Source organism: Streptomyces sp. NPDC050422, assembly GCF_044458665.1.
In the GTDB taxonomy this organism is placed as follows: Bacteria; Actinomycetota; Actinomycetes; order Streptomycetales; family Streptomycetaceae; genus Streptomyces.
Map to the genome: position 1 here is coordinate 275,212 of NZ_JBITIE010000005.1, position 20,367 is coordinate 295,578.

The following is a 20,367-nucleotide window of genomic DNA, read 5'->3' on the forward strand; positions in this document are numbered from 1 at the left end:
TCCGCCACCGACGGCCCGGCCCCCATCGGCCCGGCCCCCATCGGCCCGGCCCCCATCGGCCCGGCCCCCACCGGCCCCGTACCGGCCGGTCCCGCGGCAGGCGAACCCGCGGAACCCGCCGAGCCCCGTGAGGACGACGGCCGGCCCAAGCGGTTCGCCTACCCGCCGCAGCTCCTGGTGGTCGACGGCGGACAGCCCCAGGTCGCCGCGGCCAAGCGCGCCCTGGACGAGCTGGGGATCGACGACATCGCGGTCTGCGGCCTGGCCAAGCGCCTCGAAGAGGTCTGGCTGCCCGACGACGACGACCCGGTGGTCCTGCCCCGCTCCAGCGAGGGCCTCTACCTCCTCCAGCGCGTCCGCGACGAGGCACACCGCTTCGCCATCACCTACCAGCGCGCCAAACGGGCCAAGCGCATCCGCTCCAGCCCCCTGGACGCGGTCGCGGGTCTGGGAGAGACCCGGAAGCAGGCCCTGATCAAGCATTTCGGCTCCGTGAAGAAGCTGAGGCAGGCGACAATCGACGAGATCTGCGAGGTTCCGGGGATAGGCCGCAGGACGGCGGAATCAGTGGCTGTCGCCCTCGCCGCGGCCGCCCCGGCCACGCCCGCCGTGAACACGGCCACAGGAGAGATCATTGAAGAGGACGACGGGGGCAGCACGACATGACCGGGAACGAGAATGAACACGGGCACGACCGCACAGACCGAGCAGACGGAGCAGCAGACGTGAGTACGGGCACCTCGATCGAGACGGGCGACAGCACGGTGGCCATCCCGGAGCTGGTGATCATCTCCGGAATGTCGGGCGCCGGCCGCAGTACGGCGGCCAAGTGTCTGGAGGACCTCGGCTGGTTCGTCGTCGACAACCTGCCGCCCGCGCTGATCCCCACCATGGTGGAGCTCGGCGCCCGCTCGCAGGGCAACGTGGCGCGGATCGCGGTCGTCGTCGATGTCCGGGGCCGCCGCTTCTTCGACAACCTGCGGGAGTCCCTCGCCGACCTGGAGGCCAAGGGCGTCACCCGCCGGATCGTCTTCCTGGAGTCCTCCGACGACGCCCTGGTCCGCCGCTTCGAGTCGGTCCGCCGGCCGCACCCCCTCCAGGGCGACGGCCGCATCGTCGACGGGATCGCCGCCGAGCGCGACCTGCTGCGGGAGCTGCGCGGCGACGCCGACCTGGTGATCGACACCTCCAGCCTCAACGTGCACGAACTGCGCGCCAAGATGGACGCCCAGTTCGCGGGCGACGAGGAGCCGGAGCTCCGCGCCACCGTGATGTCCTTCGGCTTCAAGTACGGGCTGCCCGTCGACGCCGACCTGGTGGTGGACTGCCGCTTCCTGCCCAATCCGCACTGGGTCCCCGAACTGCGCCCCTTCACCGGGCTCAACGAGGAGGTGTCCGCGTACGTCTTCGACCAGCCGGGCGCCAAGGAGTTCCTCAACCAGTACACGGAGCTGCTCCAGCTCGTCGCCGCGGGCTACCGCCGCGAGGGCAAGCGGTACGTGACCATCGCCGTCGGCTGCACGGGCGGCAAGCACCGCTCCGTGGCCATGTCGGAGAAGCTGTCCGCCCGGCTCGCCGCCGAGGGCATCGAGACCGTGCTCGTACACCGGGACATGGGGCGCGAGTGACCAGTCGCAACATGCGTCTGCGCAGACTGCGCAGAGGCACCCCGCTGTCCGGCCGCAAGCGCGGCGCACAGCCCAAGGTCGTCGCCCTCGGTGGCGGCATGGGCCTGTCCGCCTCGCTCACCGCGCTGCGGCGGATCACCGGCGACCTGACCGCCGTGGTCACCGTCGCCGACGACGGCGGATCCAGCGGCCGGCTCCGCGAGGAGCTGGGCGTCCTGCCGCCCGGCGACCTGCGCAAGGCGCTCGCCGCGCTGTGCGGTGACGACGACTGGGGCCAGACGTGGGCCCAGGTCATCCAGCACCGCTTTCAGTCCAAGGGCGACCTGCACGAGCACGCGGTCGGCAATCTGCTGATCGTCGCCCTGTGGGAGCAGCTCGGCGACCACGTACAGGCCCTGGACCTGGTCGGCAAGCTCCTGGGCGCGCACGGCCGGGTGCTGCCGATGTCCGCCGTGCCGCTCGAGCTCCAGGCGCTCGTGAAGGGCCACGACCCGGAGCATCCGGACCGGGTGGACACGGTGCGCGGCCAGGCCACCGTGGCTCTCACCCCGGGCGAGGTCCAGTCCGTGCACGTGGTCCCGCACGACCCGCCGGCCGTCCCCGAGGCGGTCGCCGCGGTCCTGGACGCGGACTGGGTGGTGCTCGGTCCCGGGTCCTGGTTCTCCTCGGTCATTCCGCATCTGCTTGTGCCCGATCTGCTGGACGCACTGATCGAAACGAAGGCCCGGAAGGTCCTCTCGCTGAACCTCGCACCGCAACCCGGTGAAACAGATGGCTTCTCTCCGCAGCGTCATTTGGAGGTTTTGGGACGACACGCCCCTAAACTCGCCCTGGACGTGGTGCTGGCCGACGAGGCCGCCGTGCCCGACCGCGAGTCCCTCGCCGACGCCGCAAAACGGCTCGGCGCCGCGGTCGAGCTGGCGCCCGTGGCCTCACCCGACGGCGATCCGATTCATGATCCGGAGCTGTTGGCTGCCGCGTACGACCGTATTTTTCGGATGCATGGAAGGATCGGCCCATGGCGATGACGCCAGCGGTGAAGGACGAAATCTCTCGGCTTCCCGTAACCCGGACCTGCTGCAGGAAGGCAGAAGTCTCGGCGATTCTTCGGTTCGCGGGTGGGCTGCACCTGGTGAGCGGCCGGATTGTGATCGAGGCTGAGCTGGACACCGCGATGGCGGCGCGCCGGCTGAAGCGGGACATTCTCGAGATCTTCGGGCACAGCTCGGAGCTGATCGTGATGGCCCCCGGCGGGCTCCGGCGCGGTTCCCGCTATGTCGTGCGGGTGGTGGCGGGCGGCGACCAGCTGGCCCGTCAGACCGGCCTGGTGGACGGCCGCGGCCGGCCCATCCGCGGACTCCCCCCGCAGGTGGTCTCGGGGGCCACCTGCGATGCCGAGGCCGCCTGGCGCGGGGCCTTCCTGGCCCACGGCTCGCTCACCGAGCCGGGCCGCTCCTCCTCGCTGGAGGTGACCTGCCCGGGCCCGGAGGCCGCGCTCGCGCTGGTCGGCGCCGCCCGCAGGCTCTCCATCGCGGCGAAGGCCCGTGAGGTGCGCGGCGTGGACCGGGTCGTCGTCCGTGACGGCGACGCGATCGGCGCCCTGCTCACCCGGCTCGGCGCCCATGAGTCGGTGCTGGCCTGGGAGGAGCGGCGGATGCGCCGTGAGGTCCGCGCCACCGCCAACCGGCTCGCCAACTTCGACGACGCGAACCTCCGCCGGTCCGCCCGGGCCGCGGTCGCCGCGGGCGCCCGGGTGGGACGCGCGCTGGAGATCCTCGGCGAGGAGGTCCCCGAGCACCTCGCGGCGGCCGGACGGCTGCGCATGGAGCACAAGCAGGCCTCCCTGGAGGAGCTGGGCGCCCTCGCCGACCCGCCGCTGACCAAGGACGCCGTCGCGGGCCGGATCCGCCGGCTGCTCGCGATGGCCGACAAGCGGGCCCAGGACCTCGGGATCCCCAGCACGGAATCCACTCTCAGCGAAGAGCTGGCCGACAACCTGGTCGGCTGATCCGCACCCCCGCCGACGAGCCGCGGCGGGAACGCGCCGCACACCCGCGGGTGTTGACGCTGCGTAATCGTCGCAGCAGGCGGGCGAGGACAACCGGAGGCCCGTACTCCTACTGGGGAGTACGGGCCTCCGCCGTTCCTGCGGCCCTGCTCGATGTCACCCCGAGGGCTTCGGAGAGGTAGGGTCGGAGGCGGTCGGGGACATCCCATACAACTCGCCGGCGTCGAAAACCGGCGTACCTAACGAGGAGATCGGTTCGTGACGATCCGCGTAGGCATCAACGGCTTTGGCCGCATCGGTCGTAACTACTTCCGCGCGCTGCTGGAGCAGGGTGCGGACATCGAGATCGTGGCTGTCAACGACCTGGGTGACACTGCGACCACGGCCCACCTGCTGAAGTACGACACCATTCTGGGTCGTCTCAAGGCAGAGGTGAGCCACACCGCCGACACCATCACCGTCGACGGTCACACCATCAAGGTGCTCTCCGAGCGCAACCCGGCGGACATTCCGTGGGGTGAGCTGGGCGTCGACATCGTCATCGAGTCGACCGGCATCTTCACCAAGAAGGCCGACGCCGCCAAGCACATCGCGGGCGGCGCCAAGAAGGTCCTCATCTCGGCTCCGGCCAAGGACGAGGACATCACCATCGTGATGGGCGTCAACCAGGACAAGTACGACGCGGCCAACCACCACGTCATCTCCAACGCCTCCTGCACCACCAACTGTGTGGCGCCGATGGCCAAGGTTCTCGACGAGAACTTCGGCATCGTCAAGGGCCTGATGACGACGGTCCACGCGTACACGAACGACCAGCGGATCCTGGACTTCCCGCACTCGGACCTGCGCCGCGCCCGCGCCGCCGCCGAGAACATCATTCCGACCACGACGGGTGCCGCCAAGGCCACCGCCCTGGTCCTGCCGCAGCTCAAGGGCAAGCTCGACGGCATCGCGATGCGCGTCCCGGTCCCGACCGGTTCCGCCACCGACCTCGTCGTGACCCTGCAGCGCGAGGTCACCAAGGACGAGGTCAACGCCGCGTTCAAGAAGGCGTCCGACGACGGCGACCTCAAGGGTTTCCTGACGTACACCGAGGACCCGATCGTGTCCTCGGACATCGTCGGCGACCCGTCGTCCTGCACCTTCGACTCCTCCCTGACCATGGTCCAGGAGGGCAGCACGGTGAAGATCCTCGGCTGGTACGACAACGAGTGGGGTTACTCCAACCGCCTCGTCGACCTGACCGTCTTCGTCGGCGGCCAGCTCTGATCCTCGGATCGGCAGGCACCTCGATGTGAGCACGGGGCTCGAACAGCGCAACGCAGCGCCGTTCGGGCCCCGCTGCATGCTCCCTCGTCCTCCAAGGAGTCCAGACAGATGAAGACGATCGACGAACTTCTCGCCGAAGGGGTCACCGGCAAGCGCGTATTCGTCCGCGCCGACCTCAACGTGCCGCTCAGCGGCACCACCATCACCGACGACGGCCGCATCCGTGCCGTCCAGCCGACCATCGAGAAGCTGGCAGCGGCCGGCGCCCGGGTCGTCGTCGCCTCGCACCTCGGCCGCCCCAAGGGCGCCCCGGACCCGGCGTTCTCGCTGGCGCCCGCGGCCGCCCGCCTCGGTGAGCTGCTCGGGACCGGCGTGGCCTTCGCGACCGACACGGTCGGCGAGTCCGCCCGCGCCACCGTCGCCGCGCTCACCGACGGCCAGGTCGCCGTCATCGAGAACCTCCGCTTCAACGCCGGCGAGACGTCGAAGGACGACGCAGAGCGCGGCGCCTTCGCCGACCAGCTGGCCGAGCTCGCCGATCTGTACGTGGGCGACGGCTTCGGAGCCGTCCACCGCAAGCACGCCTCGGTCTTCGACCTCCCGGCCCGGCTGCCGCACGCCGCGGGCGACCTGATCGCCACCGAGGTCGGCGTCCTGAAGAAGCTGACCGACGACGTGCAGCGCCCGTACGCCGTGGTGCTCGGCGGCGCCAAGGTCTCCGACAAGCTCGGCGTCATCGACCACCTCCTGGAGCGGGCCGACCGCATCCTCATCGGCGGCGGCATGGCGTACACCTTCCTCAAGGCCCAGGGCCACGAGGTCGGCAGCTCGCTGCTGCAGGAGGACCAGATCCCGGTGGTGCTGGAGTACCTCAAGCGCGCCGAGGAGAAGGGCGTGGAGTTCGTGCTCCCCGTCGACGTCGTGGTCGCCCCGGCGTTCCCGGACCTCAAGACCAAGGCCCCGGCCAACCCGTCCACCGTCGCCGCCGACGCCATGCCGGCCGGGCAGATGGGTCTGGACAACGGCCCGGAGACCAACAAGCTCTACGCATCGAAGCTCGCCGACGCGGCCACCGTCTTCTGGAACGGCCCGATGGGCGTCTTCGAGCACCCCGACTTCGCCGAGGGAACCAGGGCCGTCGCCCAGGCCCTCGTCGACTCCTCGGGCTTCAGTGTGGTCGGCGGTGGCGACTCCGCCGCCGCGGTCCGCATCCTGGGCTTCGACGAGAACGCGTTCGGACACATCTCGACCGGTGGCGGCGCCAGCCTCGAATACCTCGAGGGCAAGACGCTTCCCGGCCTCGCCGCACTGGAGGACTGACCTTTCATGACTGCTACCGCCCAAGGCCGGACCCCGCTGATGGCGGGCAACTGGAAGATGAACCTCAACCACCTCGAGGCCATCGCCCACGTCCAGAAGCTCGCCTTCGCCCTGGCCGACAAGGACTACGACGCCGTAGAGGTCGCCGTCCTGCCTCCCTTCACCGACCTGCGCTCCGTGCAGACGCTGGTCGACGGCGACAAGCTGAAGATCAAGTACGGCGCCCAGGACATCTCGGCGCACGACTCCGGCGCGTACACCGGTGAGATCTCCGGCCCGATGCTCGCCAAGCTGAAGTGCACCTTCGTCGCCGTCGGCCACAGCGAGCGCCGCCGGTACCACGCGGAGACCGACGAGGTCTGCAACGCCAAGGTGAAGGCCGCGTACAAGCACGGCCTGACCCCGATCCTCTGCGTCGGCGAGGGCCTGGACATCCGCAAGGCCGGTGACCAGGTCGCGTACACGCTCGCGCAGCTCGACGGTGCGCTGAAGGACATCCCGGCCGAGCAGGCCGAGACCATCGTGGTCGCGTACGAGCCGGTCTGGGCCATCGGCACCGGCGAGGTCGCCACCCCCGAGGACGCGCAGGAGGTCTGCGGCGCGATCCGTGTCCGCCTCGCCGAGCTGTACTCGCAGGAGCTGGCCGACGCGGTCCGCATCCAGTACGGCGGCTCGGTGAAGTCCGGCAACGTGGCCGCGATCATGGCGCAGCCCGATGTGGACGGCGCGCTGATCGGCGGCGCCGCACTGGACGCCGACGAGTTCGTCAAGATCGTCCGCTTCCGCGACCAGTGAGTATGCGGTAGCGCGGATCCGTCGTACCCTAGCGGGGGCCGAGGAGGGCATCCTCCCGGCCCCCGTTGTTCGCACATGCAGTCAGGAATTCCGGAAAGTAGGGACCAGCCGTGATTTTGGGGTTCGAGATCGCCCTGATCGTCTTCAGCCTGCTGCTGATGCTGCTGGTGCTGATGCACAAGGGGAAGGGCGGCGGACTTTCCGACATGTTCGGTGGCGGAATGCAGTCCTCCGTCGGCGGTTCCTCGGTCGCCGAGCGCAACCTCGACCGGATCACCGTCGTGGTCGGTCTGGGATGGTTCGCGTGCATCGTGGTGCTTGGTCTGCTCATCAAGCTGGACAACTGACCCGTCGTACGCGATTCCGGTGAGGGTGTAACTCCAACCACTGGACGCGCGTTGGGCCTTACGTAGACTGGGGCATCTTCGAGCACCATCACGCAGGGAGTTACGACCGTGGCAAGTGGCAACGCGATCCGGGGAAGCCGGGTCGGAGCGGGGCCGATGGGGGAGGCCGAGCGCGGCGAGTCCGCGCCCCGGGCCCGCATCTCCTTCTGGTGCTCGAACGGGCACGAGACGCAGCCGAGCTTCGCCCATGACGCGCAGGTACCGGAGACCTGGGACTGCCCGCGCTGTGGATTCCCGGCCGGCCAGGACCGGGACAGCCCGCCGGACCCGCCGCGCACCGAGCCGTACAAGACGCATCTGGCGTACGTGCGCGAGCGCCGCAGCGACGCGGACGGCGAGGCCATCCTCGCCGAGGCCCTTGCCAAACTCCGCGGCGAGATCTGACACCCCTCGTGCCTCCGCAGAAGTTGTTCACCGGCCGGACACCCCCAGGGTGCCCGGCCGGAACGCTTCTGCCGTGCCGCAGCCCGCCGTTGTCCCGTCCGCCGCCCTGATCAATTAAGTTGGAGGGGCAGCGGGGAACTGCGGTGACGAGAGAAGTGGGCTGATGTCCGGGATGAACGCACAAAGTCGAACCAGGCTCAACCAGACGCCGGAATGGACCGCGCTGGGAAAGCACCGTGAGCAGCTCGGGACGACCCATCTGCGACAGCTGTTCGCGGACGATCCGGAGCGCGGCACGGGATACACCCTGCGCGTCGGCGATCTGTACGTCGACTACTCCAAGCAGCTGCTCACCGACGAGACGCTCCGGCTGCTCCGTGAGCTCGCCGCGGCCACCGGCGTCGCCGAGCTGCGCGACGCGATGTTCCGCGGCGACAGGATCAACACCACCGAGGACCGCGCCGTCCTGCACACCGCGCTCCGCGCCCCGCGCGATGCCGTGATCGAGGCCGACGGCGAGAACGTGGTGCCCGCCGTGCACGCCGTGCTCGACAAGATGGCCGCCTTCTCCGACCGTGTCAGGTCCGGCGAGTGGACCGGCCACACCGGCAAGCCGATCAAGAACATCGTCAACATCGGCATCGGCGGCTCCGATCTCGGCCCCGCGATGGCGTACGAGGTGCTGCGCTCCTTCACGGACCGCTCGCTCACCGTCCGCTTCGTCTCCAACGTCGACGGCGCCGACCTGCACGAGGCCGTGCACGACCTCGATCCGGCCGAGACGCTCTTCGTCATCGCGTCGAAGACCTTCACCACGATCGAGACGATCACCAACGCCACCTCGGCCCGCGACTGGCTGCTGACCGGCCTGAGGGCCGGTCAGGACGCGGTGGCCAAGCACTTCGTGGCCCTGTCGACGAACGCGGAGAAGGTCGCCGACTTCGGCATCGACACCGCCAACATGTTCGAGTTCTGGGACTGGGTCGGCGGCCGCTACTCGTACGACTCGGCCATCGGTCTCTCGCTGATGATCGCCATCGGTCCGGACCGGTTCCGCGAGATGCTCGACGGCTTCCACCTCGTCGACGAGCACTTCCGCACCGCCCCGGCCGAGGAGAACGTCCCGCTGCTGCTGGGCCTGCTGGGCGTCTGGTACGGCGCGTTCTTCGACGCCCAGTCGCACGCCGTGCTGCCCTACAGCCACTATCTGTCCAAGTTCACGGCGTACTTGCAGCAGCTCGACATGGAGTCCAACGGCAAGTCCGTGGACCGGGACGGCAACCCGGTCGACTGGCAGACCGGTCCCGTCGTCTGGGGTACCCCCGGCACCAACGGCCAGCACGCCTACTACCAGCTGATCCACCAGGGCACCAAGGTCATCCCGGCCGACTTCATCGGCTTCGCCGAGCCGGTCGAGGCCCTGCTGCCCGGCCTGGTCGCCCAGCACGACCTGCTGATGGCCAACTTCTTCGCCCAGACCCAGGCCCTGGCCTTCGGCAAGACGCCGGACGAGGTGCGGGCCGAGGGAGTCCCCGAGGAACTGGTGCCGCACAAGACGTTCCGCGGCAACCACCCGACGACGACGATCCTCGCCGACCGGCTGACCCCGTCCGTGCTCGGCCAGCTGATCGCGCTGTACGAGCACAAGGTCTTCGTCCAGGGTGCCGTCTGGAACATCGACTCCTTCGACCAGTGGGGCGTCGAGCTCGGCAAGGTCCTCGCCAAGAAGATCGAGCCCGTGCTGACCGAGGGCAAGGGCGCCGAACAGCTGGACAGTTCGACCGCCGCGCTCGTCGCCGCGTACCGCGAGCTGCGGGGGCGCTGAGACCGTGGCCACGGGGGAGGGGGCGGTACGGCTGCGGGCCCCGGCGCACACGCTGGACCCGCGGGCCGTCGGCTGGTGGCGGGCACAGTGGCTGCTGCTGACGGCGTTGCCGGTGGTGGTTCTGGCGGTGCTGGGCGCGTTCATTGCGTCCGCCCGGTTCTGGCTGCTGCTGCCCGCCGCGGTGCTCGCGGTCCTCGGCGTCGGCTGCGCCGTCCTCGTTCCGCTCTGGTGGTTCCGTACCCACCGCTGGGAGGTCACGGACGAGGCGGTGTACGTGCGGACCGGGGTGCTGCGGCAGGAGTGGCGGATCGCGCCGATGTCCCGGATCCAGACGGTGGACACCGTGCGCGGCCCGCTCGAACAGCTCTACCGGCTCGCCACGGTCACCGTCACCACCGCCTCGTCCAAGGGCGCCGTCCGGATCGAGGGCCTCGACCACGAACTGGCGGCCGAGCTCGCCGAGCGGCTGACCCGGATCACCCAGGACACCCCCGGTGACGCCACATGACCACGGCGGACACCGCCCCCGGCGGCACCGTCGCCGACAGCGGGGGCGGCTCAACCGCGGTGGACTGGCGGCGCCTCGACCGGCGTACGGTCCTGGCCACCGCCCTCGTCACGTCGGGCGTGGCGGCGGGAGCCGCCGTACCGACCACGCTCGGGCTCTCCGGACGGTTCGGCTTCGCCGCCGCGCTCGCCTGGGTGCTGGCCGGCGCCCTCCTGCTGATCGCGGGCAGCGCCGGCGCCGACTACGTACGCTGGCGCCGCACCCGCTACCGCGTCGGCGCCGACCGGGTCGAGCTCCACACCGGCCTCCTGCTCGTCCGGAAGCGCTCCCTGGCCCGGGAACGCATCCGCAGCGTCGACCTCACCGCCCACCTGCTCCAGCGCGTCCTCGGCCTCGTCACCGTCCGGATCGGCACCGGTGAGCACACCGGCGACGACTCCACCCTGGAACTCGACCCGGTCCGGCGCGCCGAGGGCGAACGGCTGCGCCGCGCGCTCCTGGAACGCGCTCGCACCGAGGCGTCCGGCAGCCACCGCGAGGGCGAGCTCGTCACGCTCGACCCGCGCTGGATCCGCTACGCACCCGTCTCGTTCGTCGCACCCGCGCTCGGCGGTGCCGCGGCCGGGGCCGTGCTGCAGGTCAGCGACTGGTTCGGGGCACAGGGGCAGGTGATCGAGTGGGTCGGCGACCGGTTCCGCGACTTCTCCCTGCCCTCCGTGATCGTGGTCCTCGCCGTCGCCGCGACACTCGCGGGCGTCGTCGGCGCGCTGGGGCTCTGGGTCGAGATGTGGTGGAACTACCGCCTCGAACGCGAACCGGGCGGCACCCTGCGCATCCGGCGCGGACTGCTTACCTCCCGGTCCGTCTCCATCGAGGAGCGGCGACTGCGGGGTGTCGACCTCGTCGAGCCGCTCGGCGTCCGGCTGCTGGGCGCCGCCCGGGTCGACGCCATCACCACCGGACTGGCCAAGGACGACGAGGAGCAGCACGGCGACCACAACACGCTGCTGCCGGCCGCACCCCGGCCGGTCGCCGACGAGGCAGCCGCCGCCGTGCTGCGCGAGACGGTGTCCCCGACCGGTGCCGCCCTGACCGCGCATCCGCCCGCCGCGCGCGGCCGGCGACTGCGGCGGGCGTACTGGGCGGTCCTGGTACCCGTCCTGGTCCAGGCCCTGCTCGGCGCCCTGCTGACGCCCGTCCTGCTCTGGACCGCACTCGGCTGCGCGGTCGTCGGGCTGCCCGTCGGAGTGCTGCTGGCCCGTGACGCGTACCGCGGACTCGGTCACGCCCTCAGCGGCGGCTACCTGGTCACGCGCTCGGGCACCCTGCGCCGCTCCACGGCCGCGCTGGAGCGGGCCGGGGTGATCGGCTGGACGGTCCGGCAGTCGTACTTCCAGCGACGGGGCGGGGTGCTGAACGTCACCGCGACGACGGCCGCGGGAGCGGGCGCGTACACGGTGTACGACGCGGACGCGTCCGAGGGGCTGGCCTTTGCCTCCGAGGCCGTCCCAGGGCTGCTGGAGCCCTTCCTGGAGCGGGTCCGGCCGGGGGAGTGAGCCGGGAGAGCCCTTGCACGCGCAGGCCCGGTCCGCTCCGAGGAGCGAACCGGGCCTGCGGGCAGTACCGCTGACAGCCGTTCAGGCCGAGGCCGGCGGGTACAGGGCGCGCGGCAGCCGCGAGGCCGCCGCCGCGTCCAGCAGCCACAGCGTGCGGCTGCGACCGTACGCACCCGCTGCCGGGGCCTGGATCTCCCCGGCCCCCGACAGGGCGATGGCCGCGGCCTCCGCCTTGTCCTCGCCCGCCGCGAGCAGCCACACCTCGCGCGCCGCCCGGATGGCGGGCAGCGTGAGCGAGACGCGGACGGGCGGCGGCTTGGGCGCCCCGTGCACACCGACGACGGTGCGCTCGGTCTCCCGTACCGCGGGCAGTTCGGGGAAGAGCGACGCGACATGGGTGTCCGGACCGACACCCAGCATCAGCACGTCGAACACCGGCACCGGGCCGTGGTCCTCCGGACCGGCCGCGGCGGCCAGTTCGGCGGCGTACGCGGCCGCTGCCGCATCGGCGTCCTGGCCGCAGGGCCCGTCCGACGCGGGCATCGCGTGCACCCGGGACGGGTCCAGCGGCACCGAGTCCAGCAGGGCCTTGCGGGCCTGCGTGACATTGCGCTCCGGATCACCCTCCGGCAGGAACCGCTCGTCGCCCCACCAGAGGTCGAGCCGCGGCCAGTCGATCGCGTCCCGGGCGGGCGCGTCGGCGAGTGCGGCCAGCAGGCCGTTGCCGTTGCGACCGCCGGTGAGCACCACCGAGGCGTGACCGCGTGCGGCCTGGGCATCCACGATCTTCGTGATCAGCCGGGCCGCCGCGGCCTGCGCCATCAGCTCCTTGTCGCGGTGCACGACGAGCTGCGGGACGACGCTCACTTCGACGCCGCCTTCTTCGCCGGCGCGGCCGCCTTCTTGGTGGCGGACGCGGCCGGTGACGAGGATGCGGCGGCCTTGGGCTTCGCCGCCTCCCCGAGCCGTTCCACGCCGAACTTCACCGCGGACTCGTAGGTGTTGTCCGGGTCGAGCCGGCGCAGCTCCTCGGCGAGCAGCTCCGCGGTCTCCCGGCGCTTGAGCGCCACCGCACGGTCCGGCTGTCCCACCATGGAGAGCGTGGCCAGCGAACCGTCGGCCCGGTCCAGCACGATCGTGCCGTTCTTGGTCTCCATCCGGACGGCCGTCAGACCGGGACCGCCGGACGTCGTGCGCTCGACCGGGACCTGGAGCCGGTCCGCGAGCCACATGGCCAGCAGCTCGCAGCTCGGGTTCTCGGACTCGCCCTCGACCGTCGCCGAGACGACGTCCACGGCCTGCTGGTCGAGCGCGGCTGCCAGCATCGAGCGCCACCCCGTGATCCGGGTCCAGGCCAGATCGGTGTCACCCGGGGTGTACGACTTCGCGCGCACCGCCAGCTCGGAGATCGGGTGCTCCGCCGAGTAGGTGTCCGTGATCCGGCGCTGGGAGAGTGCGCCCAGCGGGTCCTTCGCCGGGTCCGAGGGCGCGTCCTCCGGCCACCAGACCACGACCGGGGCGTCCGGCAGCAGCAGCGGCAGGACCACCGACTGGGCGTGGTTGGCCAGCTCGCCGTGGAGCCGCAGCACCACGGTCTCACCGGTGCCCGCGTCGGAACCGACCCGGACCTCGGCGTCCAGCCGGGCGTCACGCCGGCTGCGCGGCGAACGGCTGACGCGCTTGATCACCGCGATGATCCGCGAGGGGTGCTCGCGCGAGGCGTCGCCGGCCGACTTGAGAGCGTCGTACGCGTTCTCCTCGTCGGTGACGATGACGAGCGTGAGCACCATGCCGATCGCCGGGGTGCCGATGGCACGACGGGCCGACACCAGCGCCTGGTTGATCTTGCTGGAAGTGGTTTCCGTGAGATCGATCTTCATGGCCGGCGCCAGCTCCGTCCGTCTCGTGCGAGCATCTCGTCCGCCTCGGCCGGGCCCCAGGTGCCCGCCGGGTACTGCGCGGGCTTGCCGTGCTTGTCCCAGTACTCCTCGATCGGGTCGAGGATGTTCCAGGAGAGTTCGACCTCCTGGTGCCGGGGGAAGAGGTTGGCGTCGCCGAGCAGCACGTCGAGGATGAGCCGCTCGTAGGCCTCCGGGCTGGACTCCGTGAAGGACTCGCCGTAGGCGAAGTCCATCGTGACGTCCCGGACCTCCATCGAGGTGCCGGGCACCTTGGAGCCGAACCGCACGGTCACGCCCTCGTCCGGCTGGACCCGGATGACCAGGGCGTTGCCGCCCAGCTCCTCCGTCGCCCCGGACTCGAAGGGGAGGTACGGGGCGCGCTTGAAGACGACCGCGATCTCCGTGACCCGGCGGCCGAGCCGCTTTCCGGTACGCAGGTAGAACGGCACGCCCGCCCAGCGGCGGTTGTTGATCGTCAGCTTGATCGCGGCGAAGGTGTCGGTCTTCGACTTGGGGTCGATACCGTCCTCCTCCAGATAGCCGGGGACTTCCTCGCCGCCCTGCCACGCGTGCGCGTACTGACCGCGCACAGTGTGCTTGCCGAGGTCGTCCGGCAGCTCCACGGCGGTGAGCACCTTGAGCTTCTCGGCGACCAGGGCCTTCGGGTGGAAGGAGCCGGGCTCCTCCATCGCCGTCAGCGCCAGCAACTGGAGCAGGTGGTTCTGGATGACGTCACGGGCGGCGCCGATGCCGTCGTAGTACCCGGCCCGGCCGCCGATGCCGATGTCCTCGGCCATCGTGATCTGGACGTGGTCGACGTACGAACGATTCCAGATCGGCTCGAACATCGTGTTGGCGAACCGCAGCGCCAGGATGTTCTGGACCGTCTCCTTGCCCAGGTAGTGGTCGATCCGGAAGACCTCGTGGGGCGGGAAGACGTCGTGCACGAGCTGGTTGAGCTCCTGCGCGCTCTTCAGGTCGTGACCGAAGGGCTTCTCGATGACGGCACGCCGCCAGGAACCCTCCTTCTGGTCCGCGAGCCCGTGCTTCTTGAGCTGCTGTACGACCTTGGGGAAGAACTTCGGCGGCACGGAGAGATAGAAGGCGAAGTTGCCGCCCGTCCCCTGCGCCTGGTCGAGCTCCTGGATGGTGGCCTTCAGGGTCTCGAAGGCCTCGTCGTCGTCGAAGTTGCCCTGGACGAAGCGCATCCCCTGGATGAGCTGCTGCCAGACCTCCTCGCGGAACTCGGTACGGGCATGCTGCTTGACGGCGTCGTGGACCTCCTGTGCGAAGTCCTCGTCCTGCCATTCGCGGCGCGCGAAACCGATGAGCGAGAAGCCCGGCGGCAGCAGGCCGCGATTGGCCAGGTCGTAGACGGCGGGCATCAGCTTTTTACGGGACAAATCGCCCGTGACGCCAAAGATGACCAGGCCCGACGGCCCCGCAATACGCGGGAGCCGTCGGTCCTGGGCGTCACGGAGCGGGTTGGCTCCGGGAACACCAGACAAAGTGGTCAGCCCTCCGAAGGGGCGAGGCGCTTGAGCTCTGCCTCGGTCGAGTTGAGCAGGTCGATCCAGGCGGCCTCGAACTTCTCGACGCCCTCGTCCTCCAGGAGCTGGACGACGTCGTCGTAGCTGACCCCGAGCTTCTTGATCGCTTCGAGGTCGGCACGGCCCTGGTCGTAGGAACCGGCGACGGTGTTGCCGGTGATCTCGCCGTGGTCGGCCACCGCGTCCAGAGTTGCCTCCGGCATGGTGTTGACCGTGTTCGGCGCGACGAGGTCGACGACGTACAGGGTGTCCTTGAGGGACGGGTCCTTCACGCCGGTCGAGGCCCACAGCGGGCGCTGCTTGTTGGCGTGCGCCTTGTCGAGGGCGGCCCAGCGCTCGCCGGCGAAGACCTCCTCGTACGCCTCGTAGGCCAGACGCGCGTTGGCGAGGGCGGACTTGCCCTTCGCCGCCTTGGCCTCGTCGCTGCCGATCGCGTCGAGCCGCTTGTCGATCTCGGTGTCCACGCGGGACACGAAGAACGACGCCACCGAGTGGATCTTGGAGAGGTCCAGGCCCGCGGCCTTCGCCTTCTCCAGACCCGCCAGGTAGGCGTCCATGACCTCGCGGTAGCGCTCCAGCGAGAAGATCAGCGTGACGTTGACGCTGATGCCCTTGCCGATGACCTCGGTGATCGCCGGCAGGCCGGCCTTCGTCGCCGGGATCTTGATGAGCGTGTTCGGCCGGTCCACCAGCCAGGCCAGCTGCTTGGCCTCGGCGACCGTGGCCGCCGTGTGGTGGGCCAGACGCGGGTCGACCTCGATGGAGACCCGGCCGTCCTGGCCGTCCGTGGCGTCGAAGACGGGACGCAGGATGTCGGCGGCGTCACGGACGTCCGCCGTGGTGATCATGCGGATGGCCTCGTCCACGGTGACCTTGCGGGTGGCGAGGTCGGTGAGCTGCGGCTCGTAGCCGTCGCCGTGCGAGATCGCCTTCTGGAAGATCGAGGGATTGGTGGTGACACCCACGACGTGGCTCTGGTCGATCAGCTCGGCGAGGTTGCCCGAGGTGATCCGCTTGCGCGAAAGGTCGTCGAGCCAGATCGCCACGCCCTCGTCGGAGAGGCGCTTGAGTGCGTCTGTCATGAGAATTGCATCTCCTACTAGTCGTATAACGGCGTCAGCGCGTGACGGCGGCGAGAGATTCCCGGGCGGCGGCCGAGACGGCCTCGCCGGTGAAGCCGAACTCGCGGAAGAGGACCTTGGCGTCGGCCGAGGCACCGAAGTGCTCGAGCGAGACGATCCGGCCGGCGTCCCCGACGAACCGGTACCAGGTCAGGCCGATGCCTGCCTCGACGGCGACACGGGCCTTCACGGACGGCGGCAGAACGCTGTCCTTGTACGCCTGGTCCTGCTCCTCGAACCACTCGACGCACGGCATCGACACCACACGGGTCGGAATGCCGGCGGCCTGGAGCTCCTCGCGCGCCTCGACGGCGAGGTGCACCTCGGAGCCCGTACCGATCAGCAGGACCTGGGGCTCGCCACCCTCGGCCTCGAAGAGCACGTAGCCGCCCTTGACCGCGTTCTCGTTCGCCTCGTACGTGGGCACGCCCTGCCGGGTCAGCGCCAGACCGTGCGGAGCACCCTTGCCGAACACCTTGGTGTAGCGGCGCAGGATCTCGCGCCAGGCGATGGACGTCTCGTTGGCGTCGGCCGGGCGGACCACGTTCAGGCCCGGGATGGCGCGCAGCGAGGCCAGGTGCTCCACCGGCTGGTGGGTCGGGCCGTCCTCGCCCAGACCGATCGAGTCATGCGTCCACACGTACGTCACCGGCAGGTGCATCAGCGCGGACAGGCGCACGGCGTTGCGCATGTAGTCGGAGAACACCAGGAAGGTGCCGCCGTAGATGCGCGTGTTGCCGTGCAGCGCGATGCCGTTCATGGTCGCGGCCATGGCGTGCTCGCGGATGCCGAAGTGGATCGTGCGGCCGTACGGGTCCGCGCCCGGCAGCGGGTTGCCTGCCGGGAGGAACGACGACGTCTTGTCGATCGTGGTGTTGTTCGAGCCCGCGAGGTCGGCGGAGCCGCCCCACAGCTCGGGGACGATCTCACCGAGTGCCTGGAGCACCTTGCCGGAGGCGGCGCGGGTGGCGACGCCCTTGCCGGGCTCGAAGACGGGGAGCTTGTCCTCCCAGCCCTCGGGCAGCTCGCCCGCGGAGATCCGGTCGAACTCGGCGGCGCGCTCCGGGTTGGCGGTGCGCCAGGCGGCGAAGGTCTTCTCCCACTCGGCCTTGGCCTCGCGGCCGCGGTCCAGCGCCTCACGGGTGTGCGCGATGACCTCGTCGGCGACCTCGAAGGACTTCTCCGGGTCGAAGCCCAGCACCTTCTTGGTCGCGGCGACCTCGTCGTCGCCGAGCGCGGAGCCGTGGGCGGCCTCGGTGTTCTGGGCGTGCGGCGCCGGCCAGGCGATGATCGAGCGGGCCGCGATGAACGACGGGCGCTCGGTCTCGGCCTTGGCGGCCAGCAGCGCCTTGTACAGACCCGCCGGGTCCAGGTCGCCGTCGGGCAGCTGCTCGACGCGCTGGACGTGCCAGCCGTACGCCTCGTAGCGCTTCAGAGTGTCCTCGGAGACCGCGGTCTCCGTGTCGCCCTCGATGGAGATGTGGTTGTCGTCCCACAGCAGGACCAGGTTGCCCAGCTTCTGGTGCCCGGCCAGCGAGGACGCCTCCGCGGAGATGCCCTCCTGGAGGCAGCCGTCACCGGCGATGGCCCACACCATGTGGTCGAAGGGGGAGGTGCCGGGGGCCGCCTCCGGGTCGAACAGGCCCCGCTCGTAGCGGGCGGCCATGGCCATGCCCACGGCGTTGGCGACACCCTGGCCCAGCGGGCCGGTCGTCGTCTCCACACCGGTGGTGTGGCCGTACTCCGGGTGCCCCGGGGTCTTGGAGCCCCAGGTGCGGAAGGCCTTCAGGTCATCGAGCTCCAGGCCGTACCCGGCCAGGTAGAGCTGGATGTAGAGGGTCAGGCTGGTGTGGCCCGCCGAGAGGACGAACCGGTCGCGGCCGGTCCACTCCGCGTCCGCGGGGTCGTGCCGCATCACCTTCTGGAAGATGGTGTACGCGGCGGGAGCCAGGCTCATGGCCGTACCCGGGTGGCCGTTTCCGACCTTCTGTACGGCGTCCGCGGCGAGGACGCGGACGGTGTCCACGGCCCGCTGGTCCAATTCGGTCCACTGGAGGTCTGTGGTGGTCGGCTTGGTGCTCACCCTGAGTCAGGGCTCCTCTCCACTGTCGTAAACCGGTGACTGTGACCGCACCGGGCATTGTCGAGCCTACCCCCGTCAGGGGCCGTGATTTCCGGCTCCTTCCAGGGTGCGGGCGGCCCGTCGAATCCGCCTCCCGTATGAGCGGGGAGGCTCACCGATGGGCCCACTCCGATGAGCGTGCGGGCTCACTCCTGAGGCCTCCGACGAGCGTCCGGGCCCACTTGTGAGAACCCTCCGGCGAGTGTCCTGGGGCACACCCGTGCGAGCGGTGCGTGCGGCTCCGCGGACCGGTGTTCCGCAGGGACGCGTGCGGGCGTTCGCATGTGTGCGGCGGCAACGCCCCGCGCCACATCAACACGACCCCACCCCCGCGAAGGGCGGCGTGTCCCCAACGTCTACAGTGGTCTGGTTCGCGCAAGTCTTTACTGGGCCTTCATGCCCGGAGCTTGCTGGGATTTCTCTGTCAGGGGTGTGCGTGACGGCCGTCGAGTCCCGACCCGCAGGGGTCGCCTTGACTCCGAGCCCGGGGGGCCATCGCCCGTTCGGGGCCCGTGTCAAGGCATTCGTGGCGCTGACCAAGCCTCGGATCATCGAGCTGTTGCTGATCACCACTGTTCCGGTGATGTTCCTGGCCGCTCAGGGTGTTCCCGACCTGTGGCTCGTGCTCACGACCACGGTCGGCGGATACCTGTCCGCCGGCGGTGCCAATGCACTGAACATGTACATCGACCGCGACATCGACGCGTTGATGGACCGTACGTCGCAGCGCCCGCTGGTCACCGGCATGGTGAGCCCGCGCGAGTGCCTGGCCTTCGGCATCGCCCTCGCGGTGATCTCGACGGTCTGGTTCGGTCTGCTGGTGAACTGGCTGTCGGCGGCGCTGTCGCTCGGCGCCCTGCTCTTCTATGTCGTCGTCTACACGATGATCCTGAAGCGCCGTACCTCGCAGAACATCGTCTGGGGCGGTATCGCGGGTTGTATGCCGGTGCTCATCGGCTGGTCCGCCGTGACGAACTCGATGTCCTGGGCCGCGGTGATCCTCTTCGCCGTCATCTTCTTCTGGACGCCGCCGCACTACTGGCCGCTCTCCATGAAGGTGAAGGACGACTACGCAAGGGTCGGCGTCCCCATGCTTCCGGTCATTGCCTCCAACCGGGTGGTGGCCCGCCAGATCGTCCTCTACAGCTGGGTGATGGTGGCCGTCTCGCTGCTGCTGACCCCGCTGGGCTACACCGGCTGGTTCTACACGGTGGTGGCGGTGCTGACCGGCGGCTTCTGGCTCTGGGAGGCGCACGGCCTGCTGAGCCGGGCAAAGTCCGGGGTGACCGGAGGGAAGCTCAAGGAGATGCGGCTGTTCCACTGGTCGATCACCTATGTGTCCCTGCTGTTCGTCGCCGTGGCAGTGGATCCCTTCCTGAGGTAGCACCCGCTCCTGTACGACCTGCCGACGGGCGGGGACCGTGGCCCACGCCACGCTCCCCGCCCGTCGCACGTTGACCTACCCATCGGTAGCATCCTGTGCATGGCAGAGACGGCTGAGACCCAGCAGGTGGACGGCAAGCAGGCGGCGCGCGCGGAGCGCAGGGCGGCCAGGCTGGCCAAGCAGATCGGTGCCTTCGCGAAGGCCCACGGCGGTGCCGAGGGGCAGCTCGCCTACATCGGGCAGATGGGCACCCGCATCGTCCTCGTCGGCGAGGACGGCGGCTGGGGCGATCTCGTCGCCCCCTCGTACGCGGTCGCCGAGAGCGCCGCGCAGAAGTCCGGGATCACGATGCACGAGTCCTTCGACGGCGAGTTCGCCGCGAAGGTCCACACGGGGCCGTACGAGTGGACCCGGATGGCCGGCATCCAGATCGGCGGCCCGGCGAACAAGGCCTGAGGAACGGTCCGCGACGCGAACAGGGGCGCCCCCGCCCCGGGCCGGAGCCCGGGGGGGGGGCCCCCGGGGGCCGCGCGGGGGCCACCGGGCCGCTGGGGGGGCGGCGGGGGGGCCCGCGCGGGCCGCGCCCCCG

The 20,367-nt window shown here is 70.3% G+C and carries 19 protein-coding genes; 14 read left to right on the forward strand and 5 right to left on the reverse strand.

The window, feature by feature from the left end:
* The 12 genes from ACIBJG_RS09345 to ACIBJG_RS09400 form a co-directional block, all read left to right on the forward strand.
* The coding region (locus tag ACIBJG_RS09345; RefSeq protein ID WP_399305992.1) for a helix-hairpin-helix domain-containing protein at positions 1-666 on the forward strand (666 nt) is incomplete at its 5' end.
* Entirely contained in the window at positions 663-1,628 is a 966-nt protein-coding gene (rapZ, locus tag ACIBJG_RS09350; RefSeq protein ID WP_399305995.1) for an RNase adapter RapZ, read from the forward strand. The genes ACIBJG_RS09345 and rapZ, both read left to right, overlap by 4 nt.
* Complete coding sequence (gene yvcK, locus ACIBJG_RS09355; protein ID WP_399305997.1) at positions 1,625-2,656, forward strand: uridine diphosphate-N-acetylglucosamine-binding protein YvcK; 1,032 nt, start codon at positions 1,625-1,627, stop codon at positions 2,654-2,656. Before rapZ ends, yvcK begins: the two co-directional genes overlap by 4 nt.
* On the forward strand, positions 2,647-3,636 hold the full coding sequence (whiA, locus tag ACIBJG_RS09360; protein ID WP_399306000.1) for a DNA-binding protein WhiA: 990 nt from the start codon (positions 2,647-2,649) through the stop codon (positions 3,634-3,636). Before yvcK ends, whiA begins: the two co-directional genes overlap by 10 nt.
* A 258-nt stretch (positions 3,637-3,894) precedes the next feature.
* Positions 3,895-4,905 carry a type I glyceraldehyde-3-phosphate dehydrogenase gene (gene gap / locus ACIBJG_RS09365; protein WP_389261314.1) on the forward strand — a complete coding sequence of 337 codons (1,011 nt, stop codon included), beginning with the start codon at positions 3,895-3,897 and terminating at the stop codon, positions 4,903-4,905.
* Positions 4,906-5,013: 108 nt separating this feature from the next.
* A complete protein-coding gene (locus ACIBJG_RS09370) occupies positions 5,014-6,225 on the forward strand; it encodes a phosphoglycerate kinase (protein ID WP_399306004.1) in 1,212 nt (403 codons plus the stop codon).
* 6 nt (positions 6,226-6,231) lie between these two features.
* Complete coding sequence (gene tpiA, locus ACIBJG_RS09375; protein WP_399306007.1) at positions 6,232-7,020, forward strand: triose-phosphate isomerase; 789 nt, start codon at positions 6,232-6,234, stop codon at positions 7,018-7,020.
* A gap of 110 nt (positions 7,021-7,130) precedes the next feature.
* Positions 7,131-7,367 carry a preprotein translocase subunit SecG gene (gene secG, locus ACIBJG_RS09380; RefSeq protein ID WP_018104607.1) on the forward strand — a complete coding sequence of 79 codons (237 nt, stop codon included), beginning with the start codon at positions 7,131-7,133 and terminating at the stop codon, positions 7,365-7,367.
* A gap of 108 nt (positions 7,368-7,475) precedes the next feature.
* Positions 7,476-7,811: an RNA polymerase-binding protein RbpA gene (locus tag ACIBJG_RS09385; RefSeq protein WP_078622699.1), complete on the forward strand. Its 336-nt coding sequence runs from the start codon at positions 7,476-7,478 to the stop codon at positions 7,809-7,811.
* A gap of 172 nt (positions 7,812-7,983) precedes the next feature.
* The gene (gene pgi / locus ACIBJG_RS09390; RefSeq protein WP_399306302.1) at positions 7,984-9,636 is read left to right on the forward strand and encodes a glucose-6-phosphate isomerase; all 1,653 of its coding nucleotides are present in this window, start codon (positions 7,984-7,986) and stop codon (positions 9,634-9,636) included.
* 4 nt (positions 9,637-9,640) lie between these two features.
* Positions 9,641-10,144, forward strand: a complete 504-nt coding sequence (locus ACIBJG_RS09395) for a PH domain-containing protein (RefSeq protein ID WP_399306010.1) — start codon at positions 9,641-9,643, stop codon at positions 10,142-10,144.
* Positions 10,141-11,700, forward strand: coding sequence for a PH domain-containing protein (locus tag ACIBJG_RS09400; RefSeq protein ID WP_399306013.1), 1,560 nt, complete (start codon positions 10,141-10,143; stop codon positions 11,698-11,700). Before ACIBJG_RS09395 ends, ACIBJG_RS09400 begins: the two co-directional genes overlap by 4 nt.
* 81 nt (positions 11,701-11,781) lie before the next feature.
* Here the strand turns inward: ACIBJG_RS09400 and pgl are convergent, their stop codons facing one another.
* The 5 genes from pgl to tkt are packed head-to-tail and all read right to left on the reverse strand — an operon-like array spanning position 11,782 to position 18,355.
* On the reverse strand, positions 11,782-12,567 hold the full coding sequence (pgl, locus tag ACIBJG_RS09405; protein ID WP_399306016.1) for a 6-phosphogluconolactonase: 786 nt from the start codon (positions 12,565-12,567) through the stop codon (positions 11,782-11,784).
* A complete protein-coding gene (gene opcA / locus ACIBJG_RS09410; RefSeq protein ID WP_399306019.1) occupies positions 12,564-13,580 on the reverse strand; it encodes a glucose-6-phosphate dehydrogenase assembly protein OpcA in 1,017 nt (338 codons plus the stop codon). Before opcA ends, pgl begins: the two co-directional genes overlap by 4 nt.
* Positions 13,577-15,109: a glucose-6-phosphate dehydrogenase gene (gene zwf / locus ACIBJG_RS09415; RefSeq protein ID WP_399306021.1), complete on the reverse strand. Its 1,533-nt coding sequence runs from the start codon at positions 15,107-15,109 to the stop codon at positions 13,577-13,579. Before zwf ends, opcA begins: the two co-directional genes overlap by 4 nt.
* Positions 15,110-15,114: 5 nt before the next feature.
* Complete coding sequence (gene tal, locus ACIBJG_RS09420) at positions 15,115-16,233, reverse strand: transaldolase (RefSeq protein WP_399306024.1); 1,119 nt, start codon at positions 16,231-16,233, stop codon at positions 15,115-15,117.
* A 34-nt stretch (positions 16,234-16,267) separates the two neighbouring features.
* Positions 16,268-18,355: a transketolase gene (tkt, locus tag ACIBJG_RS09425; protein WP_399306027.1), complete on the reverse strand. Its 2,088-nt coding sequence runs from the start codon at positions 18,353-18,355 to the stop codon at positions 16,268-16,270.
* 469 nt (positions 18,356-18,824) lie between these two features.
* Between tkt and ACIBJG_RS09430 the strand changes: the two genes are divergently transcribed.
* The gene (locus ACIBJG_RS09430) at positions 18,825-19,778 is read left to right on the forward strand and encodes a heme o synthase (RefSeq protein WP_389134369.1); all 954 of its coding nucleotides are present in this window, start codon (positions 18,825-18,827) and stop codon (positions 19,776-19,778) included.
* 99 nt (positions 19,779-19,877) lie between these two features.
* A complete protein-coding gene (locus tag ACIBJG_RS09435) occupies positions 19,878-20,234 on the forward strand; it encodes a hypothetical protein (RefSeq protein ID WP_219570174.1) in 357 nt (118 codons plus the stop codon).
* Positions 20,235-20,367 lie beyond the last annotated feature (133 nt).